This window comes from Kitasatospora sp. NPDC051702 (assembly GCF_040681575.1).
In the GTDB taxonomy this organism is placed as follows: domain Bacteria; phylum Actinomycetota; class Actinomycetes; order Streptomycetales; family Streptomycetaceae; genus Kitasatospora.
The window spans coordinates 153,593-179,423 of record NZ_JBFAZB010000008.1 but is presented as its reverse complement, the minus strand read 5'-3'; the positions used below and the strand labels follow the sequence as shown (position 1 = coordinate 179,423).

Annotated in this window: 22 protein-coding genes; 4 read left to right on the top strand and 18 right to left on the bottom strand. The window is 73.3% G+C overall.

From position 1 onward, the window contains the following. Positions 1–132: 132 nt before the first annotated feature. Positions 133–753, bottom strand: a complete 621-nt coding sequence (locus AB0N04_RS10235; RefSeq protein ID WP_363363930.1) for a hypothetical protein — start codon at positions 751–753, stop codon at positions 133–135. A 523-nt stretch (positions 754–1,276) separates the two neighbouring features. Here AB0N04_RS10235 and AB0N04_RS10230 point away from each other — a divergent pair. Further along, the gene (locus tag AB0N04_RS10230; protein WP_360215701.1) at positions 1,277–1,978 is read left to right on the top strand and encodes an alpha/beta fold hydrolase; all 702 of its coding nucleotides are present in this window, start codon (positions 1,277–1,279) and stop codon (positions 1,976–1,978) included. Between the two features lie 427 nt (positions 1,979–2,405). On the opposite strand, the gene AB0N04_RS10225 is transcribed toward AB0N04_RS10230, so the two are convergent. From AB0N04_RS10225 to AB0N04_RS10165, 13 genes are all read right to left on the bottom strand, one after another. Continuing rightward, a complete protein-coding gene (locus AB0N04_RS10225; protein ID WP_360215704.1) occupies positions 2,406–6,062 on the bottom strand; it encodes an ATP-binding protein in 3,657 nt (1,218 codons plus the stop codon). A 404-nt stretch (positions 6,063–6,466) separates the two neighbouring features. Further along, positions 6,467–7,174, bottom strand: a complete 708-nt coding sequence (locus AB0N04_RS10220) for a hypothetical protein (protein WP_360215707.1) — start codon at positions 7,172–7,174, stop codon at positions 6,467–6,469. 39 nt (positions 7,175–7,213) lie between these two features. After that, positions 7,214–7,615 carry a hypothetical protein gene (locus AB0N04_RS10215; protein WP_360215710.1) on the bottom strand — a complete coding sequence of 134 codons (402 nt, stop codon included), beginning with the start codon at positions 7,613–7,615 and terminating at the stop codon, positions 7,214–7,216. 224 nt (positions 7,616–7,839) lie between these two features. Then, positions 7,840–8,496 (bottom strand): DedA family protein, encoded by a 657-nt coding sequence (locus tag AB0N04_RS10210; RefSeq protein WP_360215713.1) that lies wholly within the window; start codon positions 8,494–8,496, stop codon positions 7,840–7,842. A gap of 60 nt (positions 8,497–8,556) precedes the next feature. Then, positions 8,557–9,201 carry a dihydrofolate reductase family protein gene (locus AB0N04_RS10205; RefSeq protein ID WP_360215716.1) on the bottom strand — a complete coding sequence of 215 codons (645 nt, stop codon included), beginning with the start codon at positions 9,199–9,201 and terminating at the stop codon, positions 8,557–8,559. Positions 9,202–9,825: 624 nt separating this feature from the next. Continuing rightward, the gene (locus AB0N04_RS10200) at positions 9,826–10,992 is read right to left on the bottom strand and encodes an alanine--tRNA ligase-related protein (RefSeq protein ID WP_360215719.1); all 1,167 of its coding nucleotides are present in this window, start codon (positions 10,990–10,992) and stop codon (positions 9,826–9,828) included. A 330-nt stretch (positions 10,993–11,322) separates the two neighbouring features. Continuing rightward, a complete protein-coding gene (locus AB0N04_RS10195) occupies positions 11,323–12,654 on the bottom strand; it encodes a helix-turn-helix transcriptional regulator (protein ID WP_360215722.1) in 1,332 nt (443 codons plus the stop codon). Positions 12,655–13,146: 492 nt separating this feature from the next. After that, the gene (locus AB0N04_RS10190) at positions 13,147–13,407 is read right to left on the bottom strand and encodes a GlsB/YeaQ/YmgE family stress response membrane protein (protein ID WP_360215725.1); all 261 of its coding nucleotides are present in this window, start codon (positions 13,405–13,407) and stop codon (positions 13,147–13,149) included. Between the two features lie 158 nt (positions 13,408–13,565). Then, complete coding sequence (gene ugpC / locus AB0N04_RS10185) at positions 13,566–14,753, bottom strand: sn-glycerol-3-phosphate ABC transporter ATP-binding protein UgpC (protein WP_360215728.1); 1,188 nt, start codon at positions 14,751–14,753, stop codon at positions 13,566–13,568. A gap of 34 nt (positions 14,754–14,787) precedes the next feature. Further along, positions 14,788–15,618, bottom strand: coding sequence for a carbohydrate ABC transporter permease (locus tag AB0N04_RS10180; protein ID WP_360215731.1), 831 nt, complete (start codon positions 15,616–15,618; stop codon positions 14,788–14,790). Beyond that, positions 15,615–16,550 (bottom strand): sugar ABC transporter permease, encoded by a 936-nt coding sequence (locus AB0N04_RS10175; RefSeq protein WP_360215734.1) that lies wholly within the window; start codon positions 16,548–16,550, stop codon positions 15,615–15,617. The genes AB0N04_RS10180 and AB0N04_RS10175 overlap by 4 nt, the downstream gene beginning before the upstream one ends. Continuing rightward, positions 16,547–17,824 (bottom strand): ABC transporter substrate-binding protein, encoded by a 1,278-nt coding sequence (locus AB0N04_RS10170; RefSeq protein ID WP_360215737.1) that lies wholly within the window; start codon positions 17,822–17,824, stop codon positions 16,547–16,549. The genes AB0N04_RS10175 and AB0N04_RS10170 overlap by 4 nt, the downstream gene beginning before the upstream one ends. Positions 17,825–17,990: 166 nt before the next feature. Next, positions 17,991–18,875 carry a helix-turn-helix transcriptional regulator gene (locus AB0N04_RS10165; RefSeq protein WP_360215740.1) on the bottom strand — a complete coding sequence of 295 codons (885 nt, stop codon included), beginning with the start codon at positions 18,873–18,875 and terminating at the stop codon, positions 17,991–17,993. A gap of 138 nt (positions 18,876–19,013) precedes the next feature. Here AB0N04_RS10165 and AB0N04_RS10160 point away from each other — a divergent pair, with 138 nt between their 5' ends. Further along, on the top strand, positions 19,014–19,793 hold the full coding sequence (locus AB0N04_RS10160; protein ID WP_360215742.1) for an NAD(P)H-dependent oxidoreductase: 780 nt from the start codon (positions 19,014–19,016) through the stop codon (positions 19,791–19,793). Between the two features lie 43 nt (positions 19,794–19,836). Here the strand turns inward: AB0N04_RS10160 and AB0N04_RS10155 are convergent, their stop codons facing one another. Next, positions 19,837–20,433, bottom strand: a complete 597-nt coding sequence (locus AB0N04_RS10155) for an NAD(P)H-dependent oxidoreductase (protein WP_360215745.1) — start codon at positions 20,431–20,433, stop codon at positions 19,837–19,839. A 266-nt stretch (positions 20,434–20,699) separates the two neighbouring features. On the opposite strand from AB0N04_RS10155, the gene AB0N04_RS10150 reads away from it, so the two are divergent. Continuing rightward, positions 20,700–21,680, top strand: coding sequence for an endonuclease/exonuclease/phosphatase family protein (locus tag AB0N04_RS10150; RefSeq protein ID WP_360215748.1), 981 nt, complete (start codon positions 20,700–20,702; stop codon positions 21,678–21,680). A 125-nt stretch (positions 21,681–21,805) separates the two neighbouring features. Here AB0N04_RS10150 and AB0N04_RS10145 read toward each other — a convergent pair whose 3' ends face one another. Further along, the gene (locus AB0N04_RS10145) at positions 21,806–22,363 is read right to left on the bottom strand and encodes a YceI family protein (protein WP_360215751.1); all 558 of its coding nucleotides are present in this window, start codon (positions 22,361–22,363) and stop codon (positions 21,806–21,808) included. A gap of 398 nt (positions 22,364–22,761) precedes the next feature. On the opposite strand from AB0N04_RS10145, the gene AB0N04_RS10140 reads away from it, so the two are divergent. Beyond that, complete coding sequence (locus AB0N04_RS10140; RefSeq protein WP_363363951.1) at positions 22,762–23,901, top strand: D-alanyl-D-alanine carboxypeptidase; 1,140 nt, start codon at positions 22,762–22,764, stop codon at positions 23,899–23,901. Positions 23,902–23,964: 63 nt separating this feature from the next. On the opposite strand, the gene AB0N04_RS10135 is transcribed toward AB0N04_RS10140, so the two are convergent. Next, the gene (locus tag AB0N04_RS10135; protein ID WP_360215754.1) at positions 23,965–24,849 is read right to left on the bottom strand and encodes a prohibitin family protein; all 885 of its coding nucleotides are present in this window, start codon (positions 24,847–24,849) and stop codon (positions 23,965–23,967) included. Positions 24,850–25,096: 247 nt separating this feature from the next. Further along, the gene (locus tag AB0N04_RS10130; protein WP_360215757.1) at positions 25,097–25,597 is read right to left on the bottom strand and encodes a TetR/AcrR family transcriptional regulator; all 501 of its coding nucleotides are present in this window, start codon (positions 25,595–25,597) and stop codon (positions 25,097–25,099) included. Positions 25,598–25,831 lie beyond the last annotated feature (234 nt).

Here is a 25,831-nt window from a genome sequence, read left to right as displayed (position 1 = left end):
GCACGAGCCCGACGGACGTCACCTGGACGGCGCCCGGTGTGCCGGGGCGGCCGCCGAAGGCGCGTCAGGGGGTCGCGCCATCCGGGGCACCCTCGGCCGGGCCCGAGCAGGCCGCTCCGCCGGGGCGATCGGTCAGCGGCCCGGATCCGAGGGGCTCCCCATCGTCGCGGGGACACCGTCCGGCAACCGCACCGCGTTCGTGCACGGATACCCGGCCACGACGTGCTTGGCGTACTTCAGTGCTATGCCGAGGACGGCCCGGCCGACCTTCTCGGACGCCGGGTCGGTGAGTTCGCCGGCCCTGACCGTGATCGCCACGTACGGCTGGCCCATGCGCACACTGTCCGGGTTGTCGCACCGGAACCCCAGCGACACCCGCTCTGGCCAGACCCACCCCTGCACATCCGCGCCGAAGTCGAGCCGGCTCGGCCCGTCGCGGCGGCGCGACGCATCCGGGCCCAGGGTGTCGGTCATGACGGCCTGGTCGATCGACAGCACCTGGATCCACACCAGGTCCTCGGCCGTCTGCTGCCCCACGTCGCACTGGTGCGCCTCGCGGGCGGGGTGGAGCTCGGTGTGGTCATCGTCCGACTGGTACTGCTCCATCAGCTTCCCGTGCACGTGATCCGCCAGGGGCAGGAGGTCCGCGCGGGTGAGCACCGACCAGCAGGCGCCGGCCGGCAGCTCCACGGGCGCGGGCTCCGATCGCCACCATGCGACTCCCGCCCCGACCCCGCCGAGCACCACGGCCACCCCTCCTGCGGCGAGCCACCGCCGCCGGCGCCGCCCGCCCTCAGCCATTGACAGCCCGCATGAACAGCCCCGAACTGTCGGCCGCCCCCACCCTCACCTGGTTCGCAGCCGCCGTGGGAAGAGCCACGGATTCACCCGTCGCTCGAAATCCAGATCAACCATCCGAACCCCCCAGTTGCGCGGTCTGCCTGTCATGAAGCCCCCGGTCGACCCCGATCATCAGGGCGACTCTCCAGCAGCGTACTGATGGATCCCTGTCAATCACGTGAGTTGAGCAAGCCTTGAGGATGGACGCCTTCGCGGGGAGGGCGAAGCGTACGGGCTTGCTCGCACGCATTCGCCCAGCCCGGCTGCCACCACCGCAAGCCTGAACGGGCACGCCGCTCGTCCGGATGCCGTACCGCGACGTCGGCGTCAGAGTGTCAGTGCCACCCGCTAGCGTCAGGCCGGGCGTGGGAGACACCCCCGCCCACCGCAGGCCCCCGGACCCGCAGGCTCGAAGACCCGCAGGAGGAGGACCACCATGGCCACCTTCACGCTCGTTCCCGGTGCCGACGGCCATGCCTGGTTCTGGCACCGGCTGGTGCCCGAACTCCGGGCGCGCGGGCACGACGCCATCACGATGGACCTGCCGGGCGAGGACTCCGCGGGGCTGGAGGAATGCGCGCAGGCCGTCGTCTCCGCCGTGGAGCAGCACGGCGGCCTCACCGGGCCGCTGGTGGTGGTGGCGCAGTCGCTGGCGGGCTTCTCGGCCCCGCTGGTGTGCGGGCGGCTGCCGGTGCCCGTCGCCCAGTTGGTGCTGCTCAACGCCATGGTCCCGGTGCCCGGGGAGACCGCCGGGCAGTGGTGGGAGAACACCGGCCAGGCCGCGGCCAGGTCCGCCCACGCGGCCGCCACGGGCCGCGGTGCCGATCCCGCGTTCGACATGCAGGCCGACTTCTTCCACGACGTCCCGGCCGAGGTGACAGCGGAGGCGCTCTCGCTCGGCGGCTCGGCTCCGCCCGCCGCGCTGTTCGCGCAGCCGTGGCCGCTGACGCACTGGCCGCAGGTGCCGACCAGGTTCCTCCAGGGGCGGGACGACCGCTTCTTCCCCCTGGAGTTCCAGCGCAGGATCGTCCGTGAGCGGCTCGGCCTGGAGGTCGAGGAGGTCCCCGGCGGCCACCTGGCCGCACTCAGCCGGCCCCGGGAACTGGCCGACGCGCTGCTGCGCGCCCGGCCCGCGTAGCGGCGAGGTCGTCGCGGCTCCACGCGGCCCGGTCCGGCCGCTACTCCCAGTCGGTTCCGCGCTGGACGAAGCCCTCATCTGCCCCTTGGCCCGGTTCTGCGACGACACGCCCCAGCCACGACGACGTGTAGCGCGGGGGCGATCCCCGTCGTGACCCAGACGTCCCCCCCACCTCGACACGGCGCCGACCTGAACGCCATGGTGTGATCGAAAACGAGGTGACCGCCACCCGCCCCGGTGGCGGTCACCCTGCTCGGCAAGACCCTGCGGCACACCATCGATGTACTGCCCGCCTGGGCAGACGTGCAGCTGCCCGCCACACCGTCGACGAGCGGGAGGACGCCGGCGCCCGAGCCGCGCCCCGCCCACCCCGGGGCGGACCGCGTCACGGCTTGGCGGTCCCCCGCGACGCTCGACGCCGGCGCCGTCAGTCGGTCGGCACCTTGGCCAGGGCCGCCCGGACCGTGGCGGCCAGGTCGGGGACGTGCACACCCAAGTCACGGAGGTGGCGGGCGGTCCGTGTCACCGGCAGGTCGACGCGCCGGGCGATCCGGACGAGTTGGGCGAGCCGCATGGGCGACTCGGTCAGGTCGGGCAGCCGCTGGTCGTCGACGGTCAGCAGGCGCAGGGCCTCCCGCTGGGTCAGGTCCGCGGGGACGTCGTCATGGGACACGCGCAGTCCGTAGGACCGCAGCCGGACCACCAGCTCCCGGGGGCGCCGGCCGAGGTCCCTGGCGGCGAGGAGCAGGACGAAGAACGGGATCTCGTCGTCCGGGCCGAACCGGAACCACCAGACGTCGTCCATGTCGTCCGACGTGCTATGGAGCACGTCGTCGTAGCGGAACAGTTCGCGGTCGAGCTCGGTCGGCCGTCGGGGCAGGACCATGGTCCTGACGTGGTACGCGGCCAGCTTGTCGGTCAGGGCCCGAAGACTCAGGCCCTGGGTCTGAGCCACCTCCAAGAGCTGGTGGAAGCTGGGCGCGCTGTCCGTTCGAAACGGCGACCAGTCGACCTCCCAGCGGCCTGAGAGCAGCTCGAAGTCGTCCGGCGACTCCTGACAGGCTGCCCGGGGCGGGAGGGCGAATCCGAGCCGCTGGTACTCGGCGCGCACCTCTTCGGCGGACAGGTCCAGCCATCCCTGGGCTGCCACCAGTTGCCAGGGAGGCAGCGGTCCGACGGCGCTCGCCCAGGGCCACCGGCCGTCGTGATCCCGGCTGAGCCAGTTGACGTACGTCTGGTCGACCCCGTCGGGGAACTCGAACGGCTCCACGGCCAGGCCGTAGTGTTCGAGTCGCCGCCGTACCTCGGCCGGGCTCAGCCCCGTCCGCAGAGCGGCCTGGGCCACGTGTCCGGGAGGCACGGGACCGTCCATCCAGACGGCCCGGTGGTCGGCGATCTCGCCGTCCCGGTGGAGCAGCCGGAGATCGACCTCGTCGGGCACGCCCTCCGGCAGCCCGTCCGGCACGGAGGGGAGACCGTAGACCCGCAGCTGCTCGGCCGCCTGCCCCGGAGTCACTCCGAGTGCAGCTCCGATCTCCAGCAGGTCACCGACCGTCGCGAACGAGCGGCGATGGCCGTACCTCCCGTCGAGCCACGTCATGTCCGAGGTGTCCTGCCCGTCCAGGGCGGCGGTGTCGGCACCGATGACGAGGTCATCGACTCCGAACAGCCGTCGCCGCTGCGCCGGGCCGGCCGGATCGCAGCCGAGGCGCCGCGCTACCGCGAACACGTCGGAGCGCCTGGTGTGCCCGAACGCACCGCGGTTGCCGGTGAGCGCTTCCAGATCGGATGGGCGAGCCCTGACGACCTGGCGCGGCTCCTCCAGCTCCGGCACGAGCTCGGCCAGTTCACGTGCCAGGTCGGTGCCCCCATGGGCCAGCATGCGCCAAAGCAGGATGTGGTCCGGGAGAGAGAGGAGCGCGCCGTCCGTCAAACGTGTCGTGCGACGGTTCGCCGCCAGCAGGCTGTCGAGAATGGCCTGGTCCCAGGGAAAGCAGCCGGCCGTCGCGGGAAGCGGAGGCCGGCCGCGGTCCCCGAGTCCGCGGCCGGCCTCGAACGCCGCCTCCGCCACGAGGTCCGCCGTTCGCGGGCTGCTCTTTGCCACCTCCCGCATCCATTCCAGGGTGAGGAACCGCGCCCCGCTCGCGACCAGGTCCGGCGCCGCCGCCACGAGCAACGCCTCCACGTGGGCCGCCACGTCGTCCAGGACGGTGAGACGGTCGGTGCTTAGGTGGCGTGGCGCGTGGTCTCCGCTCAGGTTCACCACGACGCCCCGGAGCCCCGACAGCACACCGACGTTCCGGCCCGCCTCGGTCCGGAGGCCGTCCACCAGCAACATGCCCTCGGCCTCGCACCAGATCACCTGCACGCCGGGTGGACTGTCCGCCCACTCCACCAACTCCTCGCGGTCCCGGCCGATCGTCCTGCCCGTGTCCCGGGGGGCGAGGACACCGGGCTCCCACGCCTTCCGTCGCCCGCCGTGCTCAGCCGTCGTGGCGAACTCGGCGATGCGCAGGACGCCGTCCAGGGCGTCCAGGGCCGACCAGGCGCGGCGCCTCTCCCGCAGGTACAGCCGTACCCGAGTGCCCGGCCGCGTGCCCCGTTCCTCCTGCTCGACGATCCGGAACAGGTGGTTCGGCCCGAGGATATGGGCCTCGACCAACGGGCCGGGCACGCTGTCCAGTCCCATCCGGCAGGACGTCACGCGGATCTCGTCCGCGAGCATGAAGTAGGACAGCACCCCGATTCCGAACCGGCTGTTGGGGTGGAGCCGCACCGGGGGTCGCACCCGCTCCCAGGCTTCCTGCTCGAGCAGGAAGTCGGGCTGTTCAGCGAAACGGTCGCCGGCATGGGAGAACACGCCGCGCAGCTCCGCCTCGCCCATGCCGATGCCGTCGTCCGTGCACTCGAGGTAGTCACGGCCGTCCTCGTCCACCCCCTGGACGAAGTCGATCCGCCCTTCGTACGGGTGGAAGGGCCGGCCGGACCGCTCCAGGTACTGGGTCCTGGCACGCCGGTAGCGGCACGCGTCGAGGGCGTTCTGGTAGAGCTCGCGCACCGCCAGGCCGTGGTCCTTGTAGAGCTGGGTGCCGATCAGCAGACCGCGCACCCGGCGGTCGTTGAGCCGGAACCGAGCACCGCTGGTGAAGGTTCCCGGCGCCGGGACGACACCGTCGGCGGAGATCCGCGCGGGCAGCGGCGGCATCGGCTGGGTGACCCTCTCGGGTACGGCACGCCCGACGGCGAGGAGCAGGCCGTCCAGCCGTTCCGCGTGCTCGCGCAGGGCCTCGACCACCGCCTCGTGTTCGCAGACCGCTTTGAGGACGGGCAGTTCGGGCGAGCCGCCCCATGCCATCGCGCGCACGGTCCGCCGCACCCCGTCCAGGTCCACCGCGTTCGGGACGCCGATGTGCTCGACCACCGTCTCGGGGAGGACGACGGGCTCGACCGCGGCGCCGTACGCGACGGCCAGTAGCAGGCTCGCGCGCCGCTCCCGGATCCGCTGCCGTCCCGGGCCCGGCAGCAGCTCGTCGGCTTCGAGCTGACCGAGGTGCTCGGGGTGACAGATGTCCGCGCCGATCCGCAGGCCGGCGAGGAGCCGGGCCAGCCGTCGCGCGCTCAGCACCTCGGTCAGTGGACCGCCCTCCCCGGCGAGTTCGGCGGCCAGACCGGCGAGGACGTCCGCCCCCTTCCCCTCCTCGGCGAGCCAGCGGTGGTACAGCCACCAGCCGATCACCGGTGCGGCTTCCGGCCGCAGGTCGGCACGGCTGAGCAGGAGGTCGTGGCCGCCCAGGGACGACTGGTATCCGGCGCGCGGCCCGGACGCTCCGGGCCGGGGGCGCAGGTCGGCCGGGTCTGCCTCCAACCGGGAAGCCGTCAGTAGGAGTTGATGGGCCTGGTAGAGGTAGGGCAGCAGAACGAGCAGGCCGGCCTCGGCGGGGTAGAGGTCCAGCGCGCCATCGGGCTCCCCAAGCAACCATTCCACCCGGTCCGCGAACCGCGGCGCGAACTCGGGATCGGCCCACGGGTCGTCGGCGATCCGCTGCTCGGCGGTGTCGCGCAGGGCGGCCAGCCGCCCCGCCAACCGGGCCGCGTGCCGGCGGTGGGGCTCGGCGTCACGCGGCGCAGTGTGAGCCCAGACACCCGACTCCCACACAGCCCTGGTCCACGGTTCAGTCGGCGGAACGGGCTCTGCGGGCGCCTGCACCGTGACCGAGGCCGCCTGGATCACCGGCGCCTCGTACGTCCCCCCGTTGATCGTGTTCGTGACCACGTGCCGATCCACCCGCTGTCCTCCCCAGTCACTGCGTGGGCAAAGTGTAGGGGTCGGGCCGTACCAGGGTCGTGCGGTGCGGGGATCGGCGACACCGGGAACCGGTCGGACAGGACGCGACATCACTGCCGCTTCCACCGGCCCCGACCACGACGAGGCGGCCCGGGCCCTCGCCACAGCGCTCATCCGGCCAGAGTGTTCCACACGACAGGATGTCAGGCCGGCTCCGCGGCCTGGCGCAGGAGCACCGTCGACGAGACCGCGGCGGCGTACCAGGTGTTCGCCGTCTCGTCCGCGGCCGGGGCCCAGGCGGCCACCACCGGGAGTGCGCAGTGGTCGCCGGCCTCCAGGGGTGGCAGCGTCCAGGAGAGGTCGTGGTGGCGGGCGAAGTCGACGCCCCACCCGTTGAACGCGTTGGCGTGCACCTCGTCGATCAGCGCCGCCCACCGCCGGGGCGCCTCGCCCGTTTCGGCCGACCAGCAGATCGCCTCCTCGTCGTTGCCGCCGACGGTGAGGCGGGTCGTCTCGTCGTCCACCGTGATCGCGGCCAGGCCCTGGCCGCCGTCCCAGCCCGCGTCGGCGGTCTCCGGGAGCCGCAGGGGCAGCCCCGCCGAGAACCGCACCCGCCGGAGCGGCCGGACGGCGTCGATCCGCCAGACCGCCGCACGGCAGCCGGTCAGCGGGCCCCAGGCCTCGGGGTCGAGCCGGGCGTCGTACGGGGTCAGCAGCAGCTCGACGCGCGCCGCGGGGCGGGTCCAGCGGGCGACGCTGCGGCCTCCCGCCAGGTCGAACCGTTCGTCGGGCAGTGGCGGGAGGCCGTCGTCGCCGATGGCCGTGGCGAAGGTCAGCGGGCCGAACGGCGTGTCGACGGACGGCCGGTCGGACGGCCGCACGCGGGTGCGGGGAACGGTGGGGAGCAGCACCGCGCCAGCCTAGGGGGCCCCGGCACGGGCTGCGCGCCACTACCCCGCCGGGGTCCCGCCGGTCCTCGCCCGGCTCCGCTGCGGCGGCAGGCAGGGCCCGCTGCGCGGCGCCGACTCGGCCAGGTGCCGTCGGACGGAGCCCATGAGGCCCGCGGCCTCCCGCAGGTGCAGCGCCTCCATGGACGGGGCCCCGGGGCACGGCCGGCTCGACCACCGGTGGGCCGCTTCGAGGGACCGCAGTGCCTGCGCCAGCAGGTCTCCGCATCCGCGCATCGAGGTGACCTGGGCCAGCTCCCGGACGGTGCGGCCGAGCAGGATGCCCAGGTCCTCGGCGTCCGGCCACGCCCCGTCGCTGAAGTCGTGGCCCCAGAACGAGAGCTGCGAGGCGCACGCGCCGAGATAGACCGAGGACCTCTCCTGCCAGAAGGGTGAACGCGACACGGGTGGCGGAGACTGGTCCGGGGCTGTCAGCACCCGGACATGATCGACCCAACTGCGCTACCCCGCAGGCGAATCCGCGAATCCTGTAGACGTCCTGATACACACGCGCCCCGCCGACCACCACGCGAGGGGCCGGTGAGGGAGAAGTGTCGCGTGTGGTGCTTCGGGTCGCCGCGGTGCCCATCGGCAGCGGTTCCGGAGCCGAGCCGCCCGAGTCGCCCGCTTCAGGGCTTCGGTCCGCCGTTGTCACCGTCGTCCGACGGCGCACCGCCCGCGCTCCCCCGCGAGCGGTGCCGCCGCAGGAACCAGACCAGCAGGGCGACGGCGACGATCCCGGCGATCGCGATGGCGGCGACCCGGCCGACGGTGCCCTCGACCCTGGTGTAGGCGGCTCCGGCGAAGTAGCCCAACAGGGTGAAGCCGACACCCCACGCGACACCGCCGAGGGCGTTGTAGAACAGGAACCGGCGGTACGGCATCCGGGACATCCCGGCCAGCGAGGGCACCAGCGGGCGGAAGAAGGCGACGAAGCGGCCGACGAAGACGGCCGCCGGCCCGCGCCTGCGGATCAGGTCCTGCGCCGTGCCGACCCGCTCGACGTGGCGCCGCAGCGGGCGGGTGCGGAGGATGGTCGGGCCGAGGTGGCGGCCGATCTCGTAGCCGACGGTGTCGCCGAGGACGGCCGCGCAGACCACGACGAGGACCATCCAGGCGAGGGAGACGCTGCCCCGGTGGGCGAGGAAGCCGCCGAGGACGGCGGCGGTCTCGCCGGGGATGAAGAAGCTGAAGAACAGGGCGTCCTCGGCGAGGACCATGCCGCCGATGGCCGCGTACACGACCGGGCCGGACAGGCTGCGCAGCCAGTCGGTGATCGCGTGCATCGGCCACACCTCGTCGGCGATCGTGCCTGTTTCCGCCCCAATGTAACGCTTGCCTTCGTGTCACCTCCGCCAGAACAGGTGGTGCGTCACCCCGCTCGGGCTGGGGACGACGTCCAGGTGGAAGCGGTCGAGCAGCTCGTCGGGGGACTCCCAGAGACGTACGCCGGATCCGAGCTTCACCGGCGAGACCGCCACGTGCAGGGTGTCGACGAGGTCGGCGTCGAGGAACTCCCGGATGGTGGTGGCCCCGCCGCCGAGCCGGACGTCCTTGCCCTGGGCGGCCTCCCGCGCCCGTTCCAGGACGGTGGCCGGGTCGCCGTCGACGAAGTGGAACGTGGTGTCGCCGAGCGTCAGCGAGGGGCGCTCGTGGTGGGTCAGGACGAACACCGGGGTGCGGAACGGGGGCTCGTCGCCCCACCAGCCCTGCCACTCGTGGTCCTGCCAGGGGCCGCGCTGGGGACCGAACTTGTTGCGGCCCATGATCTCGGCGCCGATGTTGCGGGCGTAGTCCCGGGTGAGGTAGTCGTCGAGGCCGCGACTGCCCCCGGGGTCGGTGCGCATGGGCCAGCTCGCCGTGGCGCCGGCCCAGGAGAAGAGCCGCCCGGGGTCGACGTGGCCGAACGGCCGCTCCAGGGTCTGGTCCTCACCGGCGCCGATCCCGTCGCTGGAGACGTTGAAGTTCTGGACTCTGAGCAGTTGAGCCACGTGGTGCTCCTCCTGTGTCGTCGACGGCACGGCCGGGATCCGCCGTCCCGCCGATTGTTGCACCCCCCACTGACAATGACGGACGCACCGTCAGACCGGCTGCCCGGCCGACGCGTTCAGGCCCCGTCCCAGGTCCGGCAGGCCGGTTCGTGCCAGGTCCTCCGCACGACCAGGCCGGCCCGGGTGAGGTGCTCGCTGGACCAGGTCCGGCAGCATCCCGCTCCGCTCCGCCGGGGCGGCGCCGACGGCTTCTGGACGCGCAGCGGGACTGGGGCCGCAGGCCCGGCGGCGGGGGTGTGGACGGCGGCGGCGGTGTGTGCGGCGGGGGTGCGCACGGGGGCGGTCGGACGGTGCTGCCGGCGCCGGGAGTGCCTGGCCGAAGGAGTCGTCATGCCGGAGGCTCTGCCCCGTACCCGGCCCCGCCGAACCAGTCCACCACCCGGACGGCCCAACGCCGGCACCGGCCACCGGCCGCTGACCTGCCGGTTCGCCCGACCCTACGCCCCCGCCGCCGGCCGCGGACCCGGCGTGCGCACGGCGGCTGCACGCCCCCGCCGCGCGGTGGATCCCGCCTCCGTCACCGGGGATCCACCGCGCACGGCCACACCGCCGGGCCCCGCGCCGTCACCGCGTCCGCAGGTTCAGGACGAGGTCGCGCGGCAGGCCGTGGGTGTCGTGGAGGTAGTGGAGGTCGTCCTCGGTCAGCGGGCCGCGGAAGCGGGGTCGGGAGAGCACCTGGCGGCCGCGTTCCAGGAGACGGCCGAACCGGCGCTCCTCGTCGAGCAGGACCTGGCGCACCTGCTCCGGGTCGACGTCCTGGCGGAAGCGGTCCAGGGTGTGCCGGACCAGTTCGACCGGCAGGTCGCCGAGGCCGCGCTGCGGGTCGTCCCGGCGGAGCACGGTGAGCACCCGGCGCACCAGTCGGCGCAGCACGTAGCCGCGACCGGTGTTGGTCGGGCGGACGCCGTCGCCGATGACGACGACGGCCGAGCGCAGGTGGTCGCAGACCAGCCGCAGTGACGGTTCGTCCAGCCGCCACACGGTGGGGACGTGGTGGCGCCAGGGGTCGAAGACGTCGCACTCGAAGACCGACGACCGGCCCTGCAGCAGCGAGGAGAGCCGTTCCAGGCCGAGTCCGGTGTCGATGTTGCGCTGGGGCAGCGGCACGAGCGTGCCGTCCTCGAGGCGCCGGTGGCGCATCATCACGTGGTTCCACACCTCCACCCAGCGGTCGTCCTGGGTGGGCGTCGACCGCGGCGGGGTGTCGCCGGTCCACAGGAAGATCTCCGAGTCCGGGCCGCAGGGGCCAGTCGGCCCGTTGGACCACCAGTTGTCCTCGACGGTGAGCTCGACGGGCACGCCGCGGTCCTGCCACAGCTCCAGCGAGCCGGTGTCCGGACCGACCTGGTCGTCGCCTCCGAAGACGGTGACGTGGAGCAGGCCGGGATCGATGCCGAAGCCGTCGGTGAGCAGCCCGTAGCCCCAGTCGAGGCTCTGCGGGCCCTCGTAGTCGCCGAGGGACCAGGTGCCGAGCATCTCGAAGACGGTCAGGTGGGTACGGTCGCCGACCTCGTCGAGGTCCGTGGTGCGCAGGCAGCGCTGGACGTTGACGAGCCGACTGCCGAGCGGGTGCGGGCGCCCCTCCAGGTGGGGCGTGAGGGGGTGCATGCCGGAGGTGGTGAACAGCACCGGGTCGCCGGGCGGGGGCAGCAGGGTCGAGCCCGTGATCCGGTGGTGGCCGCGCTCCTCGTAGTACTCGATGAAGGTGCGGACGAGTCGGTCGGTGTTCATGGGGGTGGCTCCTTCGCGTGGGCCGTGGTGGGGCGCCGGAGGACTGGTCCACGCGATCATCGGGGCCGAGGAGGGAACGCCTCGGGGCCACCACCGGCGGACCGTGTCCGGTCGCCGGGGGGTGAGGGGTACGTCAGGCGGCGGCAACCGGCGAGCTGGTCGCTCGCGCGGTAGCGGTGTTCGGGCCGGTGACGTTCATGGGACCGAGGGTAACGCGCTCCGCTCCCCCGGTGCACCCGGTTTTCCGCCCAGCACTCCCGGAGCCCCCGGAAGGCCGCTCCTCGCCTCGCGCCGACGCCCGGCCCGGGGCGAGGACGCGCCGCGCCGCCGTCACCGCCGGTACGGGCTCGGCTCCCAGGCCTTGCCGCCGATCGGGTAGACGTACTGCGGCCGGCCCTTGATCGCGCTGGTGTGGAACGGCGTGCCGTGGCCCAGGTCGACGGGAAAGGTCCCCTTCCGGTTGCCGCTGGTCCACTCCAGTTCCAGGTACCAGGTCACGTCGTGGGCGGTGGTCTCGGCGGTGACCTCGATGACCTCCGGGTCGCCCTCGCTGACCTTGACCGGCAGGCCCTTGCTGCCCTCGGTGACGACCGGACGGGGGCGGGCCGCGTCCAGGTCGAGGTCGTAGGAGTGGACTTCGACCCCGCCGCCGCAGCCCTCGCCCATGGAGTAGGCGTTCCAGGCGAGCGGGGCCGCGCTCCGGACGATCCGGACGTTGAGGGCCGTCAGCACCACGGTGTCCTTGCCGGTGCCCTGCACGGTGAGGTTGATCGCCTGGTAGTGGCCGGGAACGGCACCGACCCCGGCGGCCCAGCCCTTCACGTCCTGCACGGCGGGCGGCCGGGGGACCTCGGACGGCGGGCGGTTCACCACGTACTGGTCGCAGGCGGAGTCCCAGCCGGCCGGCGCGACCGAGACGGTGATCGGGGCCGGGTCGGTCCCGCCGGCCGGCCCCGACGGGAGCACGTCGGCACCGACGGCGGGCGGCGGGGAGCCGGGGGCGGACGGCACGTCGTGGACGCCCGGGGTCGAGGGTCCGGCGGAGGGCGTGACGCCCTCGGCCCGGGCCGGCGGCGTGGCGGCGTCGGTGTGCGCCTTCAGACCGGCGGCGACGGCTCCGACGGTGGCCAGCACCGCGGTGGCCGTCACCGCGGCGAGCACGCCCCGGTGACGGACGTGCCAGCGGCGCGGTACGACGGGGCCGCGGCCCGGGTCCGCACCGACGACGGCCGGGGCGTCGACGGGCTCGGTGCCGGAGGCGGGCTCGACCTCCCCCACGCCTCCCCTGCCCGCGGCCGCCTCCGCGGGCTCTGCCGCTGTGACCACTCCCGTCGTCGCCCCCGCGTCCGCCTCCCGGGCCGCCGGGCCCTCGTCCGCGTCCACCGCCGCCGGCACGGGGGCGGCGCTGGGCGCCCTGTTCCCCCGCATCGCATCGGCGACGACCCAGAGGCGGTACAGCTCGACGAGTTCGGCCGGCGTCGCCTTGCACAGCCGCGCGAGCTGGTCCAGCGGGGCGAACTCCGTCGGCGTCACATCGCCGTTGCAGTAGCGGTGGAGCGTCGAGGTGCTCAGGTGCAGCTTCTTCGCCAGCACGCCGTAGCTGAGCCCCGACCGACTCTTCAGCTCCTGGAGCAGCTGCGCCGGCCCGTTCGTCTCCCTCAACTCCGCGATCCCCTCTGGCACTGTTCCCCCGCCTCGCTCTTGATCCCCGGGAGGGAAGTACGCCGTGTACGGTCCGGCGGTTCCCGCTCCGGTGCCCGCGCGGGCGGCGGACCAGCGCGCCGGGGGCGTGTCCGTCACCCGTCACGCCGCCCGTTCGTCCCACGGACGCGTCCCAGGAAGGTTACGACCTCCCAGGTCACGGGAGGTAACGGCGGTCCGGTGTCCCTGATCGACCGTCCCCGGTCGCGGCCGGGGCGAGCCGGCGGAGAAGCTCTCGACGGGCGCCGGGAGGAAGCTGCCGTGCGCGCTCTCGGGGCGCCCGCCTGCGAACACGTTCGGCCGGAGGACCCGAGGGCACTCCTCGGGTCCTCCGGCCGAACGGCCGACTCAGCGCGTCGACTCAGCCCGTCGACTCAGCGCGTCGACTCAGCGCGTCGGCTCAGCACACAGACTCAGCACGTAAAGCTCAGCGCACAGACTCACCACGCCGGCTCAGCGCCGCCGGCCCGCGTAGGCGGGCGACACCAGCGCGATCAGCACCGCCGCCACGCCGACCTGCAGCAGGTGCCGGATCCAGTCGATGCCGCCGGTGTGCCGCACCCCGAAGTAGGACGCCGCGGCATTGCCGAGCACGGCACCCGCGGCGCCGACGAGGACGGTCAGCCACAGCGGGACGGGCTGACGGCCCGGCAGCACGAGCTTCGCCAGCAGACCCACCACCAGGCCTGCGACCAGGGCCCACAGGATCGTCACGGTCTTCTCCCCTCGTTCGACTCCGACCCGATCGGACTACCGTGTGCCCCCGCCCCCGGACTTCATGCCTGCCCGCGTGCCGCGCCGCCGTCGGGCGGGCCGGCCCTCCCCGGCGGCCGAGGGTCACGGGACTCAGGTCGCCGTCTGGTCGGGCCTGGTCAGGTCTCCGGCTGGTCGGGCCTGGTCAGGTTGACGCCGTTGCGGGGGTCGAAGACGTGCATGCGGGAGGCGTCGATCCGCAGGTCCAGCCGGGCGCCCTCGGCCGCGCGGGTGGCGGGGTTCAGCCGGGCGACGACGTGGTGCTCGCTCATCCCGGTGTCGGCCCGGCCCGAGTCGGCGGCGAGCTCGGCGAGTTCCTCGGCGTGGGCGGGCCCGCCGGTCTCGGCGAAGTGCACGAACACGTCGGAGCCGACGGACTCGCGCACGTCCACGGTGACGGTGAAGTGCGGGCCCGCACCGTGGTCGTCGACGAGGTCGGCGTCCTCGAAGTCCTCGGGGCGGATCCCCACGATGACGTCCCGCGGCGCGTCCGCCCGTTCCAGGACGCGGCGCGTGCGGTCGTCCAGGGGGAGGTCGCCGAGGGAGGTGCGCAGGGCGCCCTGTTCGACGGTCGCGGCGAGGAAGTTCATGCCGGGCGAGCCGATGAAGCCGGCGACGAAGAGGTTCGCCGGCGCGTCGTAGAGGTGCTGCGGCTCGCCGACCTGCTGGACGACGCCGGCGCGCATGACGACCACCCGGTCGCCGAGGGTCATGGCCTCGACCTGGTCGTGGGTGACGTAGACGGTGGTGGTGCCCAGGCGTCGCTGGAGGGCGGCGATCTGGGTGCGCATCTGGACCCGGAGCTTGGCGTCGAGGTTGGACAGCGGCTCGTCCATCAGGAACACCTTGGGGTCCCGGACGATGGCCCGGCCCATCGCGACCCGCTGGCGCTGGCCGCCGGAGAGGTTGGCCGGACGGCGCTCGAGGTGCTGGGTCAGGTCGAGGATGCCGGCGGCCTCCTCGACCTTGGCCGCGATGGTCGCCTTGTCGACCTTGGCGAGGCGCAGCGCGAAGCCCATGTTCTCCCGGACGGTCATGTGCGGGTAGAGCGCGTAGCTCTGGAACACCATGGCGATGTCGCGGTCCTTGGGGGCGCGGTCGTTGACGACCTGTCCGCCGATCCGCAGGGTGCCCTCGGTGATGTCCTCCAGCCCGGCGATCATGTTCAGGGTGGTGGACTTTCCGCAGCCGGACGGTCCGACCAGGATGACGAACTCCCCGTCGGCGATGGTGAGGTCGAAGTGGTGGACGGCGAGCGCGCCGTCGGGGTAGCGCTTGGTGATGCCGTCGAGGACGATCTCGGCCACGGTCCGCCTTCCTGGTCCGCCCGGTGGGGCGGTCTCATCCCTTGACTGCGCCGGCGGTGAGGCCGGCGACGATACGGCGCTGGAACAGCAGGACGAAGATCACGATCGGGATGGTGATGACCACCGCCGCGGCGGCGATGGATCCGGTCGGCTGCTGGAACTGCGAGCTGCCGGTGAAGAAGGCGATGGCGGCCGGGACGGTCCTGGCCGAGGTCGTCGAGGTCAGCGAGATCGCGAACAGGAAGTCGTTCCAGCAGAAGATGAAGACGAGGATGCCCGTGGTGAACACGCCGGGCGCCGCCAGCGGGGCGATCACCAGCCGGAAGGCCTGCCACGGGGTGGCGCCGTCCACCTTGGCCGCCTTCTCCAGGTCCCAGGGAATCTCCCGGAAGAACGCCGACAGCGTGTAGATCGCCAGCGGCAGCGAGAAGGTCATGTACGGGATGATCAGGCCCGCCCAGGTGTCGAAGATCCCCAGCACGCGCTCGATGTTGAACAGCGGCGAGACCAGCGAGATCGGCGGGAACATGGCGATCAGCAGCGAGACGCCGATCAGCAGCCGTTTGCCGGGGAAGCGCAGCCGCGCCACCGCGTAGGCGGCCATGGTGCCGAGGACGACCGCGATGGTCGTGGCGATCACCGAGATGCCGATCGAGTTGATCAGGGCGCGGGTGAACTCGGACGTCTGGAAGATGCCCCGGTAGTTCTCCCAGGTCCACTCGCGCGGGATGAAGTCGCCGTCGGTGAGCGTGCTCGGCGTCTTGAAGGAGAGCGCCACGATCCACCACACCGGGAACAGCGCGTACAGGACGACGATCAGGTTGGCGACGCCCCAGCTCGACAGGGTGCGGGTGTGGCTGCTCATCTGCGCTCCGGTTCGCCGCCCGGCGCGGCGGCGCCGAAGACCTTGATGAAGACGACGGCGATGACCACCACGCAGAGGAAGATCAGGACCGAGATCGCCGACCCGATGCCCAGGTTCAGAGCCGTGAAGAGGTTGTCGTAGCCGAGGATCGACACCGAACCGGTGTCGTTGGAGCCGCCGGTCAGCACGTAGATGTTGTCGAAGACGCGGAACGCGTCCAGGGTGCGGAAGAGCAGGGCGACCAGGATCGCCGGCTTCATCAGGGGCAGGATCACCAGGCGCAGCCGCTGCCAGAACGTCGCGCCGTCGACCATGGCGGCCCGGACGGTCTCCTCGGGGACCAGCGCCAGGCCCGCGAGCAGCAGCAGGGCCATGAACGGCGTGGTCTTCCACACCTCCGCCAGGATGATCAGGCCGATCGCCTGCCACTGGTCGGTCAGCGGGGCGCTGCCCTCCGGCAGGAGTGCGGCGAGGTAGCCGACACCGGGCGTCCAGGCGTACTGCCAGGAGTAGGCGGCGACCACGGTGACGATGCCGTACGGGATCAGCACCGCCGTCCGGACGGTCCCGCGGCCGAACACCGTACGGTGCATCACCAGGGCGAGCGCCATGCCGAGCACCAGCTCGATCACCACCGAGACCACCGTGATCAGCACCGTCACCCACAGCGCCTGCCACCAGAACGGCGAGCTGAGCACCGCACCGTAGTTGGACAGCCCCACCCAGTGGGCCTGCTGAGGGAAGCGCAGGTCGTAGCGCTGGAGCGAGAGGTAGACCGCGTAGGCGATCGGGTAGGCGGTGACCGCCAGCATCACGACGGCGGCGGGCGCGCACAGCAGCAGTCCCAGCCGGCGCTCCTGGCGGGCGCCCTCGGAATGCCCCGCGCTCTTCTTCTTCCCGGCCGGGTCGCCGAGTGCGGTGGCAGGTGTCACGGGATCAGCCCCTTGGAGCCGAGGGCGGCCTCGATCTGCCCGCGGAGGTCGGCCACGCTGCTCTCCGGGCGGATGTCGGCGGGCGGTGAGAGGGTGTGCGAGATGGCGATGGACACGTTCTGGTAGGCGGGGGTCTGCGGCCGGACGCTGGCGTTGTCCAGCGCGGTCAGCACGTCGGCCGCGAACGGGTAGCTCTCGGTGAGCTCGGCCGCCTGGTAGAGGCTGCGCAGCGACGGCGGCAGGCCGCCCTTCAGCGCGTTGGTGAGCTGGTTCTCCCGGTCCCGCAGGCACAGGGTGGCCTCGAACGCGAGGTCCGGGTGCCGGCTGTACGCGCCGACGGCCAGGTCGATGCCGCCGATCGTGACGGTCGCCGGCCGGCCGGGCAGCACCGACGGGTAGGGCGCCCAGCGGAAGTGCTGGAACAACTCGGGCTGGTTGCTCTTCATGGACGGGTAGACGAACGGGTAGTTGAGCTCGAACGCGGCCGTCCCCGACTCCATCGCCAGCCGGTTCTGGTCCTCCATCTGGTTGGGCAGCGAGGGGTCGGCGGCCGCCGAGGTCGCGGTGTCGTGCATCACCTGTGCGGCCTGCACCGCCGGCGGACCGAGCGAGGGGGCCTGCGCGTCCGGGGTGAGGATCGACCCGCCCGCGCTGGTGATCAGGGTGTTGAACCAGACCGTCAGGCCCTCGTACTGCGCGCCCTGGATCTCCACGTAGTGCGGCTTGCCCTGCTTCGCCAGCGCGTCCGCCTGCGCCAGCATCTCCGCCCAGGTCTTCGGCGGGTCGGGGACCAGGTCGTCCCGGTACCAGAGCAGTTGGGTGTTCGAGTTGTACGGCGCCGCGAACAGCCGCCCCTGCCAGGTCGCGGTCCGCACCGCCGCCGCGAGGGTGTCCGCGGTGGCCCGGTCCTTCATCGCCCCGGTCCACTCCCGGATCCAGCCCGCCTGCGCGAACTCCGCCGGCCAGGTCACGTCCAGCCCCAGGACGTCCACCTCGGCGTCGTGCGCGGCCATCCGGCGCACCAGTTGCTGCCGCTGCCCGTCGGCGCCGCGCGGCAGCTTGTTGTACTTGATGCTGTACCGGCCGCCGGACTGCTGACCGCAGCGGTCGGCGGCCTGCTGCAACGCCCCCGAGTCGTCGGGGAAGTTGTACCAGTTCAGCGTGACCGGGCCGCCCTGCGCGCTGCTCCCGCAGCCCACCAGGCCCGACGCGAACACCAACAGGCCCGCGGCGGCGGTGAGCCACCGTGAGCGGAAGCTGCGGATACCCGGCATCACTCTCCCGGAACGGGGACGAACGGGACGGGACGGACCGCACCACGGTAGCCCGGCACGGCTCCGCCCGACCCCGCCCTCCGGCCCGCCACGCCGCGAGGTCCAGCCGAACGGCCCCGTCCACCGACCACGGGTCCCGGCCGGTCGGACCCGGTCGCGGGGCCGGTCAGACCTGGTCGCGGGGCTCGGCGACGGGGGCGGCGACGGGGGCGGGGTCTGCGGGTGCCGCGGCGGGAGGGGTGTCGTCGTCCGTGCCGAGGCGGTCGAGGAGGCGGAGCCCGTCCTCGGCGGGGCTCCCGGGGGGCGCGGACAGCACCACCACCTCCATGCCCGACTCGTCCGGGAGCGTGAAGTTCTCCTGGTGCAGTTCCAGCAGACCGACCAGCGGGTGCCGGTACGCCTTTCGCCCGTGGGTGCGGGCCCGCACGTCGGCGCGGGCCCAGAGGCGGCGGAAGCGCTCGCTGCCCATGGCCAGCTCGCCGACGAGCGAGGCCAGGCGGGGGTCGTCGGGGTACTTGCCGACGGCCAGGCGCAGGTGCCCCACCACGTCGAGGGTGCAGTTCTCCCAGTCCGCGTAGAGACCGTGCTCCGCCTCGTCGAGGAAGATGTGCCGGGCGATGTTGAGGCCCGGCATCGGCCGGCCGAAGAGGAGCCCGGCGAGCCGGTTCCCGGCGAGGGCGTCCAGGCGGTGGTCCATGATCAGCGCGGGTGCGCCGGTGACCAGACCGAGGACGCGCAGCAGCTCCGGCCGGACCCGGCCGCCCGGCGTCCTCGCCCGGCGGCGGCGCTGCCGGGCCAGCCGGTGGAGGTGTTCGCGCTCGGTCTCGTCGAGGTCGAGGACCCGGGCCAGCGCGTCGAGGACCTGCTCGGACGGCTGGGTCGCGCGGCCCTGCTCCAGGCGCACGTAGTAGTCCACGCTCACTCCGGACAGGTGCGCGACCTCCTCGCGGCGCAGCCCCTCCACCCGGCGGCGGCTGTCGACGGGGATGCCGACGGCCGCCGGGTCGACCCGGGAACGCCTGGTCCGAAGGAAACCCGCAAGATCGTCCATGCCCCGAGTATGGCGGCGGCCGCGCCCCGTGAGGGTGGTCCTGCCAGTACCAGGAAGTCCGGTCCTACGGAAGTCGCGGCCCTGAACACCGGGCCGCGGGGCGCCCAGAATCGGGGCATCCGATCCGAAGGAGTTCCCGTGAAGACGCTGATCGTCCACGCCCACCCGGAGCCGAAGTCGCTCAACGGCTCGCTGAAGGACCTCGCGGTGTCCACCCTGGAGACCGCCGGGCACGAGGTGCGCGTCAGCGACCTGTACGCCATGAACTGGAAGGCGGTGGTGGACGCCGCGGACTACGGCCCCGAAGCCTCGAACCCCTTGAAGGTCCCGCTGGACTCCGGCCGCGCCTTCGAGCGGGGAACGCTCGGCCCGGACGTCCGCGCCGAGCAGGAGAAGCTGCTCTGGGCCGACACGATCGTCTTCCAGTTCCCGCTGTGGTGGTACACGATGCCCGCGATCCTCAAGGGCTGGGTGGACCGGGTGTTCACCTACCGCTTCGCGTACGGCGTCGGCGAACACAGCGCCACCAAGTACGGCGAGCGCTTCGGCGAGGGCACCCTCGCGGGCCGGCGGGCCCTGCTGTCGGTGACCGTCGGCGGCCCGCAGTCCCACTACGGCGCCCGCGGGATCAACGGCCCCGTCGACGACCTGCTGTTCCCGTTCCAGCACGGCATCCTCTACTACCCGGGCATCGAGGTGCTGCCGCCGTTCGTCGTGTACGGCGCCGACCGGATCACCGACGAGGACTACCCGGCCGTCGCCGGGGCCTGGGAGCAGCGGTTGCTCACCCTGGAGTCGACCGAGCCGATCGCGTACCGGCCGCAGAACTTCGGCGACTACGAGATCCCCTCGCTGCACCTGAAGGAGGGCCTGGAGCCCGCGGGCCGCACGGGCTTCGGCCTGCACGTGCGCGGCTGACCGCCGCCCCGGCCCGGAGCGGCGGCGCGCGCCGGGCGGGGCGTCAGCCGATCAGGGCGGCGGCCTGCTCGCGCGCCTGGCGGAGCCAGTCGGCGCGTTCGGCGGCGGGCGCGTCGGTGACGGTGCGGAACACCGTCCGCCGGACGTCGGTGACGCCGACGTACGGCAGCACGCAGGCCGCCCACACCCGCTCGAGCGGGTCGCCGAACTCGTCGCGCTCCCGGGCCTCGGGCGTGTCCGAGGTGTTCAGCACCAGGGCCCGCCCGGCCCGCAGGAGCCCGGCCGGTTCGCCGTCGGCCGTGCCGAGCTTGTAGGCGACGCCGGGGGCCAGCACCCGCTGCACCCAGCCGACCAGGACGGCGGGCGGCATGCCCCACCAGTTGGGGTGGATCAGCACGAGGCCGTCCAGGGTGGCCACCTCGGCCCGGTGCAGGGCGAGCACGGGGTCGGCGGACGGGTCCGCCGCGTCCACCGTGCCGGTCTCCTCGGCGGTCAGCAGCGGCGGGAAGCCCTCCGCGTGGAGGTCGTGGGCCCGCACCTCGCAGCCGCGCCCCCGCAGTTCGTCCACCACCGCCTCGTACAGCGCGTGGTTGAAACTGCCCGGCCGCGGATGCGCCAGGTAGACCCCGATCGTGCTCATGGCCCGTCCCCCTCCGAGTGGTCGCCGACCGCGATCGTACGTCGTGCGCGCGGCGGGGCCCCGGCGCGGGCCGCCCCGCCGCCCACGGGCGATCCACGGGACGCCCGCGGAACGCCCCGCTCCGGACCAGGGGTGCTCCGCGGCGCCTGCCTGCGGGTGAACGGGACGGCGGGGCCCGGCGCGTCGTCCGGGGCCGGCCGCGGCCGAGGGGATAACGGCGGGGACGGGTCGGCGCGGTGCTGACCGAGAACCTGCCGGGAGCGGCCATGAGCACGATCATCGGGACCTGGAACCTGGAGAACTTCTGCCGCCCCCTACCGGCCGGCAGCCCGCCCGGCGCGGGCACGTGCGCGGCCAAGGACCAGGCGACGTACGACGCCAAGGTCGAGGCCCTGGCCGGCGTCATCACCGAGATCGGCCCGGACCTGCTGGGGGTGCAGGAGGTGGGCGGCCAGGAGCCGCTGGACGACCTGGTGGCCCAGCTGCCGGGCACCTGGCACACCTCCCTGTCGGACCACCCCGACCCGCGCGGCATCCGGGTCGGCGTCATCAGCCGCTTCCCCCTGCTGGACGTCCGGCAGCGCAAGGACTTCCCCGGCCACCTCCGCCCCGTCCAGGTCGAGGACGACGGCGTGCCCGGCAACGAGACCGGCGAGATGGGCCGGGGCGCCCTGGCCGTACGGGTGGAACCCGCCCCGGGCCGGAGCCTCCAGGTGGCCGTCTGCCATCTCAAGTCGAAGCTGCTGACCTTCCCCGACGGGCAGCACAGCACCGCCGACGAGCGCCTGCGGGCCCGCTACGAGGCCTACGCGCTCTTCCGCCGCACCGCCGAGGCCGTCACCGTGCGCGCCCTGGCCGACGAGCTGCTCCAGGGCGACGGCCGGACCCACGACGTCGTCGTGCTGGGCGACCTCAACGACGAGTGGCAGGCCGCCACCACCCAGATCCTCTACGGGCCGCCCGGCTCCCAGCTGGGCACCGGCGGCTTCGACCGCCCCGACCGGGGCGACGCCGAGCGCCTGTGGAACCTCGCCCCCAGGATCCTCGAACAGGGCGGGTTCTCCCGCGTCTTCGAGGGCCAGCACGAGCTCATCGACCACGTCCTGATCAGCCACTCGTTGCTGGCGGGGTTCCGGACGGTGTCCACCGGTGGCGGCAAGCTGCCCAACGTCCTGGAGGCCCGGCCGGCCGCGCCGCACGACAGGCCCTCCGACCACTCACCGGTGGTGGCGGCCTTCGACCTGTAGCGGCGGCGGGGCCGGGGAGAGCGCGGCGGGGGAGGCCGGTCGGTGCCGGACTCCCCCGCCGGGGGTGACGGAGCGGCGTGCGGCCCGGACGGCGGGGTCCGTGCCGCGGAGCGCCGCCCGCGCCGTCAGCCCTGCTTGATCGCGGAGATGTCGAACTCCAGGACGACCTTGTCGCCGACCAGGACGCCGCCGCCCTCCAGGGCCGCGTTCCAGGTCACCCCGAACTCCTTGCGGGAGATGGTCACCGAGCCCTCCAGGCCGACCCGCAGGTTGCCGTACGGGTCGACGGCGTTGCCCGTGTACTCGAAGTCGATGGAGACCGGGCGGGTGACGTCCTTGATGGTGAGGTCGCCGGTGACCCGGTACTCGGTGTCCGAGTGCCGCTCGACCGCGGTGCTGCGGAAGGTGATGTCGGGGAAGGCGGGGGCGTCGAGGAAGTCGTTGGTGCGCAGGTGCTGGTCGCGCTGTTCGACTCCGGTGTCGATGCTCTCGGCCTTGATCACCACCTGGCCGGTCGAGCGGGACGGGTCGGAGCCGTCCAGGTGGGCCGTGCCCTCGAACTGGTGGAACGCACCGCGGACCTTGGTCACCATGGCGTGGCGGGCGACGAAGCCGATCCGGGTGTGGGTGGGGTCGAGGACGTAGTCCCCGGTGAGCGCGGCGAGGCCGGCGGTCGTGGTCACGATGTCTCCGTAGGGCCTGGATCCCGACGGCGGTCCCGCCCGGATCGGTCCCGGGTCACGCTAGGGCGTGATCCGTTCGCGGCCCCGCCGAACGCGCGGTGCGCCGCCGGAGTGCACCCTGACCGGTGACCCCACGAGCACCCGCGGCGATCGTCCGACCGGATGATGTTCGGCCCACACGCCGTCACCGTGCCCCGGACAGCCCGGACCACGACTCCGGCGTCCCTACGATTCCGCCGTGAGCGCCCCGGCGTCCGTGCCCGGGGCCTGCGGCCCGCGCGCCGCGGGCCGCGGGCCGGCGTCGGGCCCGGTCCGACAGCCCGGGGCCGCCTCCTCGACCCGGGGTTCCACGACCCCAGAAACGGCGGAACGCATGAGACCGACGATCCGAGGCCGGCCTGCCCGGCGCCGGCCTCACCCCCGAGAACCCGCTCGCCGGGCTGAACCAGATCGCCCGGCAGGTGCACGACGCGGGCATCACCCGGGTCGACGGCGACGTGATCGTCGACCCCCGGCTGTTCACTCCCCCGGCACTCGACCCGCAGCCCACCCCGATGATCATCAACGACAACCTCATCGACCTGCTCACCACCCCGACGGCCGCCGGGCAGCCCGCCCAGCTGATGTGGCGCCCGCAGGTGGCGCCGTACCAGGTCAGCTCCACCGTCCGGACGGTGGAGGCCGGCGGCCCGACCGACGTCCAGGTCTCCGCCTCCCCCGACGGCACCCGGATCGCCCTCTCCGGCACGATCGCCGCAGACGCCCAGCCCCTGCTGCGGGTCTCGAACATCCAGGACCCGAACGCCTTCGCCCGCACCGCGCTGATCGAGGCGCTCGCCCGCGCCGGCGTCACCGTCACCGCCGACCCGACCGGCCCCAACCCGCAGGACGCCCTGCCCGCCGACTACACCGGCGACCCGCAGGTCGCCGCCTTCGTCTCCCCGCCGTACAGCCAGTACGCCAAGCTGATCCTGAAGATCAGCCACAACCTCGGCGCCAACCTGGCCCTGTGCAACATGGCCGTCGTCCATGGCAGCCGCAACTGCTTCGACGCCTTCGGGATCGAGCACGGCTTCCTCACCGACGTCGCGCACCTCGACCCCAAGCAGTTCCAGCTCGCCGACGGGCGCGGCGGCGTGGCATCGGACCGGGCCACCCCGATCGGCCTGGACCAGCTCCTGGCCTACTGGCTCGGCACCCCCGACGCGGACGCCTTCCGGCCGTCCCCGCCGATCCTGGGGGTCGACGGCAGCAACGACATCTCCTGCACCACCGACTGCCCGGCCAAGGGCAAGGTCTTCGCCAAGCCGGGCACCACCCTGGGGATCGACGAGCTCAACCAGCAGATCGCGGTCGGTGCCCAGGAGGAGGCCGGCTACCTGCAGACGGACGACGGCTGCCTGCACCTCTTCTACATCGGTGTCACCGGCGCGGCCAGCCCGGACATCCCGAGCTTCATCGGGATCTTCGACGACGTCAACCAGATCTCCGCGCTGCTGCAGGAGCAGGCCTCGGCCGCCGAGCACCGGGCCCGCTGACGGTCGGACCGCCGGACCGGACGGGCACCGGGCTGCGAGCCCGTCCGGTCCGGCGCACGCCGCTCAGCGCTTGGTGCCGTCCACGATGACGGGCGTGCCGTTGGCTCCGCAGGGGCTGGCGTAGACGGGGTTCTTCTCGGCCGCGGCCTTGAAGGCGTCGATGCACTGGCTCAGCAGGATCTTGTCGGTGAGCGAGTTGGCGATCGCGGCGTTGGCGGCGGCGGTGCTGTCCGCCTCGATCTTGCGCTTGTCGGCCTCGGCCTTGGCCGTGCGCACGGCCGCCTCCGCCTGGGCGGTGGCCTGGTCCTGCTGGATCTTCTGGTCGATGGCCTTCTGCAGGCCGTCGCTCGGGCGGACGTTGCGCAGGTTGACGCCGTTGACGAGGATGCCGCGCGGGGCCAGCCGGGCGGTGATCAGCTTGTCGATCTCGGAGCTGATCGCCTCCCGCTGGGAGGAGTAGCCCTCGACGCTGGTGTGGCGGGCGAAGACGTTGCGGACGATCTCCCGGCTGTCCGGGTAGACCAGGCGCTGCTGGACGGCCTCGGCACTGCCGGCCAGCCGGAACAGCTCCGCAGTGTGCTCCGGGTCGATCGACCACTTGACGGTGAGGTCGGCGTACAGCACGCCGCCCTCGGAGGAGCGGACCTCGACGGTGGAGTCACCGGTCAGGTCGAGGTCGGCGGGGCGGGTCGAGAAGGTGGTCACGTCGGTCAGCGGCGACTTGAAGTGGAGCCCGGGCTGCCAGGTGCGGCCGACCTTGCCGAGGCTGGTGGGCACCGCGACCTCGGTCGGCTCGACCACGTGCACGAAGGTCGTGAGCCCCAGCAGCAGCCCGAGGACGCCGGTGAGGATGCCGCCGAGGGCGACCGGCCAGGAGCCGATCCTGCGCCACCGCAGGATGAGCAGGCTGATGCCGACGGCCAGGAGCAGCAGGGACAGGATGAGCATGGTGGGGTCTCTCGGGCTGGAGTGATCGGGGCGGACGGCCGCAGCCTAGGGAGCCGTCACCCACCATGACGCCGCTTCAGATGATGTTCATACGATCGACTCCGCGCGTTGGCCGGAGGGGTTCGGCCGGGGAGGCGCAGTCGGAGGGATTCAGCCGGAGGGGTGCGCCGGAGGGGTGCGGCCGCCGGGACTCGGCCGGGCCCGGGCCTGGCGCTCGGACCGCGGAACCGCCGCGGCGCCCGCGACCTCAGCCGTCGGCGAGGCGCTGGATGGCCGCAGCCAGCCAGGCCCGCAGGTCGTCGGGGTCGCCGAGGTCGGAGCGCAGGATCCGGCGGCGGGTGGAGACGCCGAGGACGAAGGCGTCGATCGCCGCGGCCCGGCGGCCCGCCTCCGCGTCGTCCAGACCACTGTCACGCAGGTAACGGTGCAACGGCTCCAGGGAGTTGGCGTCGAGGAAGGCGGCCAGCGCCTCCGCCGCCGCCGGTCGTTCACCGGAGGCGCGGTGCAGCACGAGCAGCGGGTCCTCCCCGGCGGCGCCGAACCAGCGCCGGACGATGTTCGCCGCGAGGCGCTCGCCGAGCCCGGACCGGTCGCCGTCGAAGGAGTCGGGGACCGGGATCCCCACCTCGGTCGCCGCCAGGAACAAGCCGTCCTTGCCGCCGCTCCACTCCCGGGCCGCGGACGTGGCCGCGGTGATCTGGGAGGCGCGGCGGCTGACCACCCCCCAGCTCGCGGAGGTCCGGCTCACCTCCCGTCGGCTGGCCGGGCGCTGACCCGCGGACCTGCCCGGGGCCGGGGGACGACGGCGACGGCCGCGGGAGGTGGTGGGGAAGCGGAGGGCAGGGGCGCGGGGCTTCGCGCCGGCGCACGCCCCCTCGGTGTCACCGCCGACCAGCCGGGGCCGCGGGGACGGGGAGAACCCGGGGCCCCGGCTGTGGGAGGCACCGGCCGTCATGGGGGGGACGCGGCCGGTCTGCTCGGC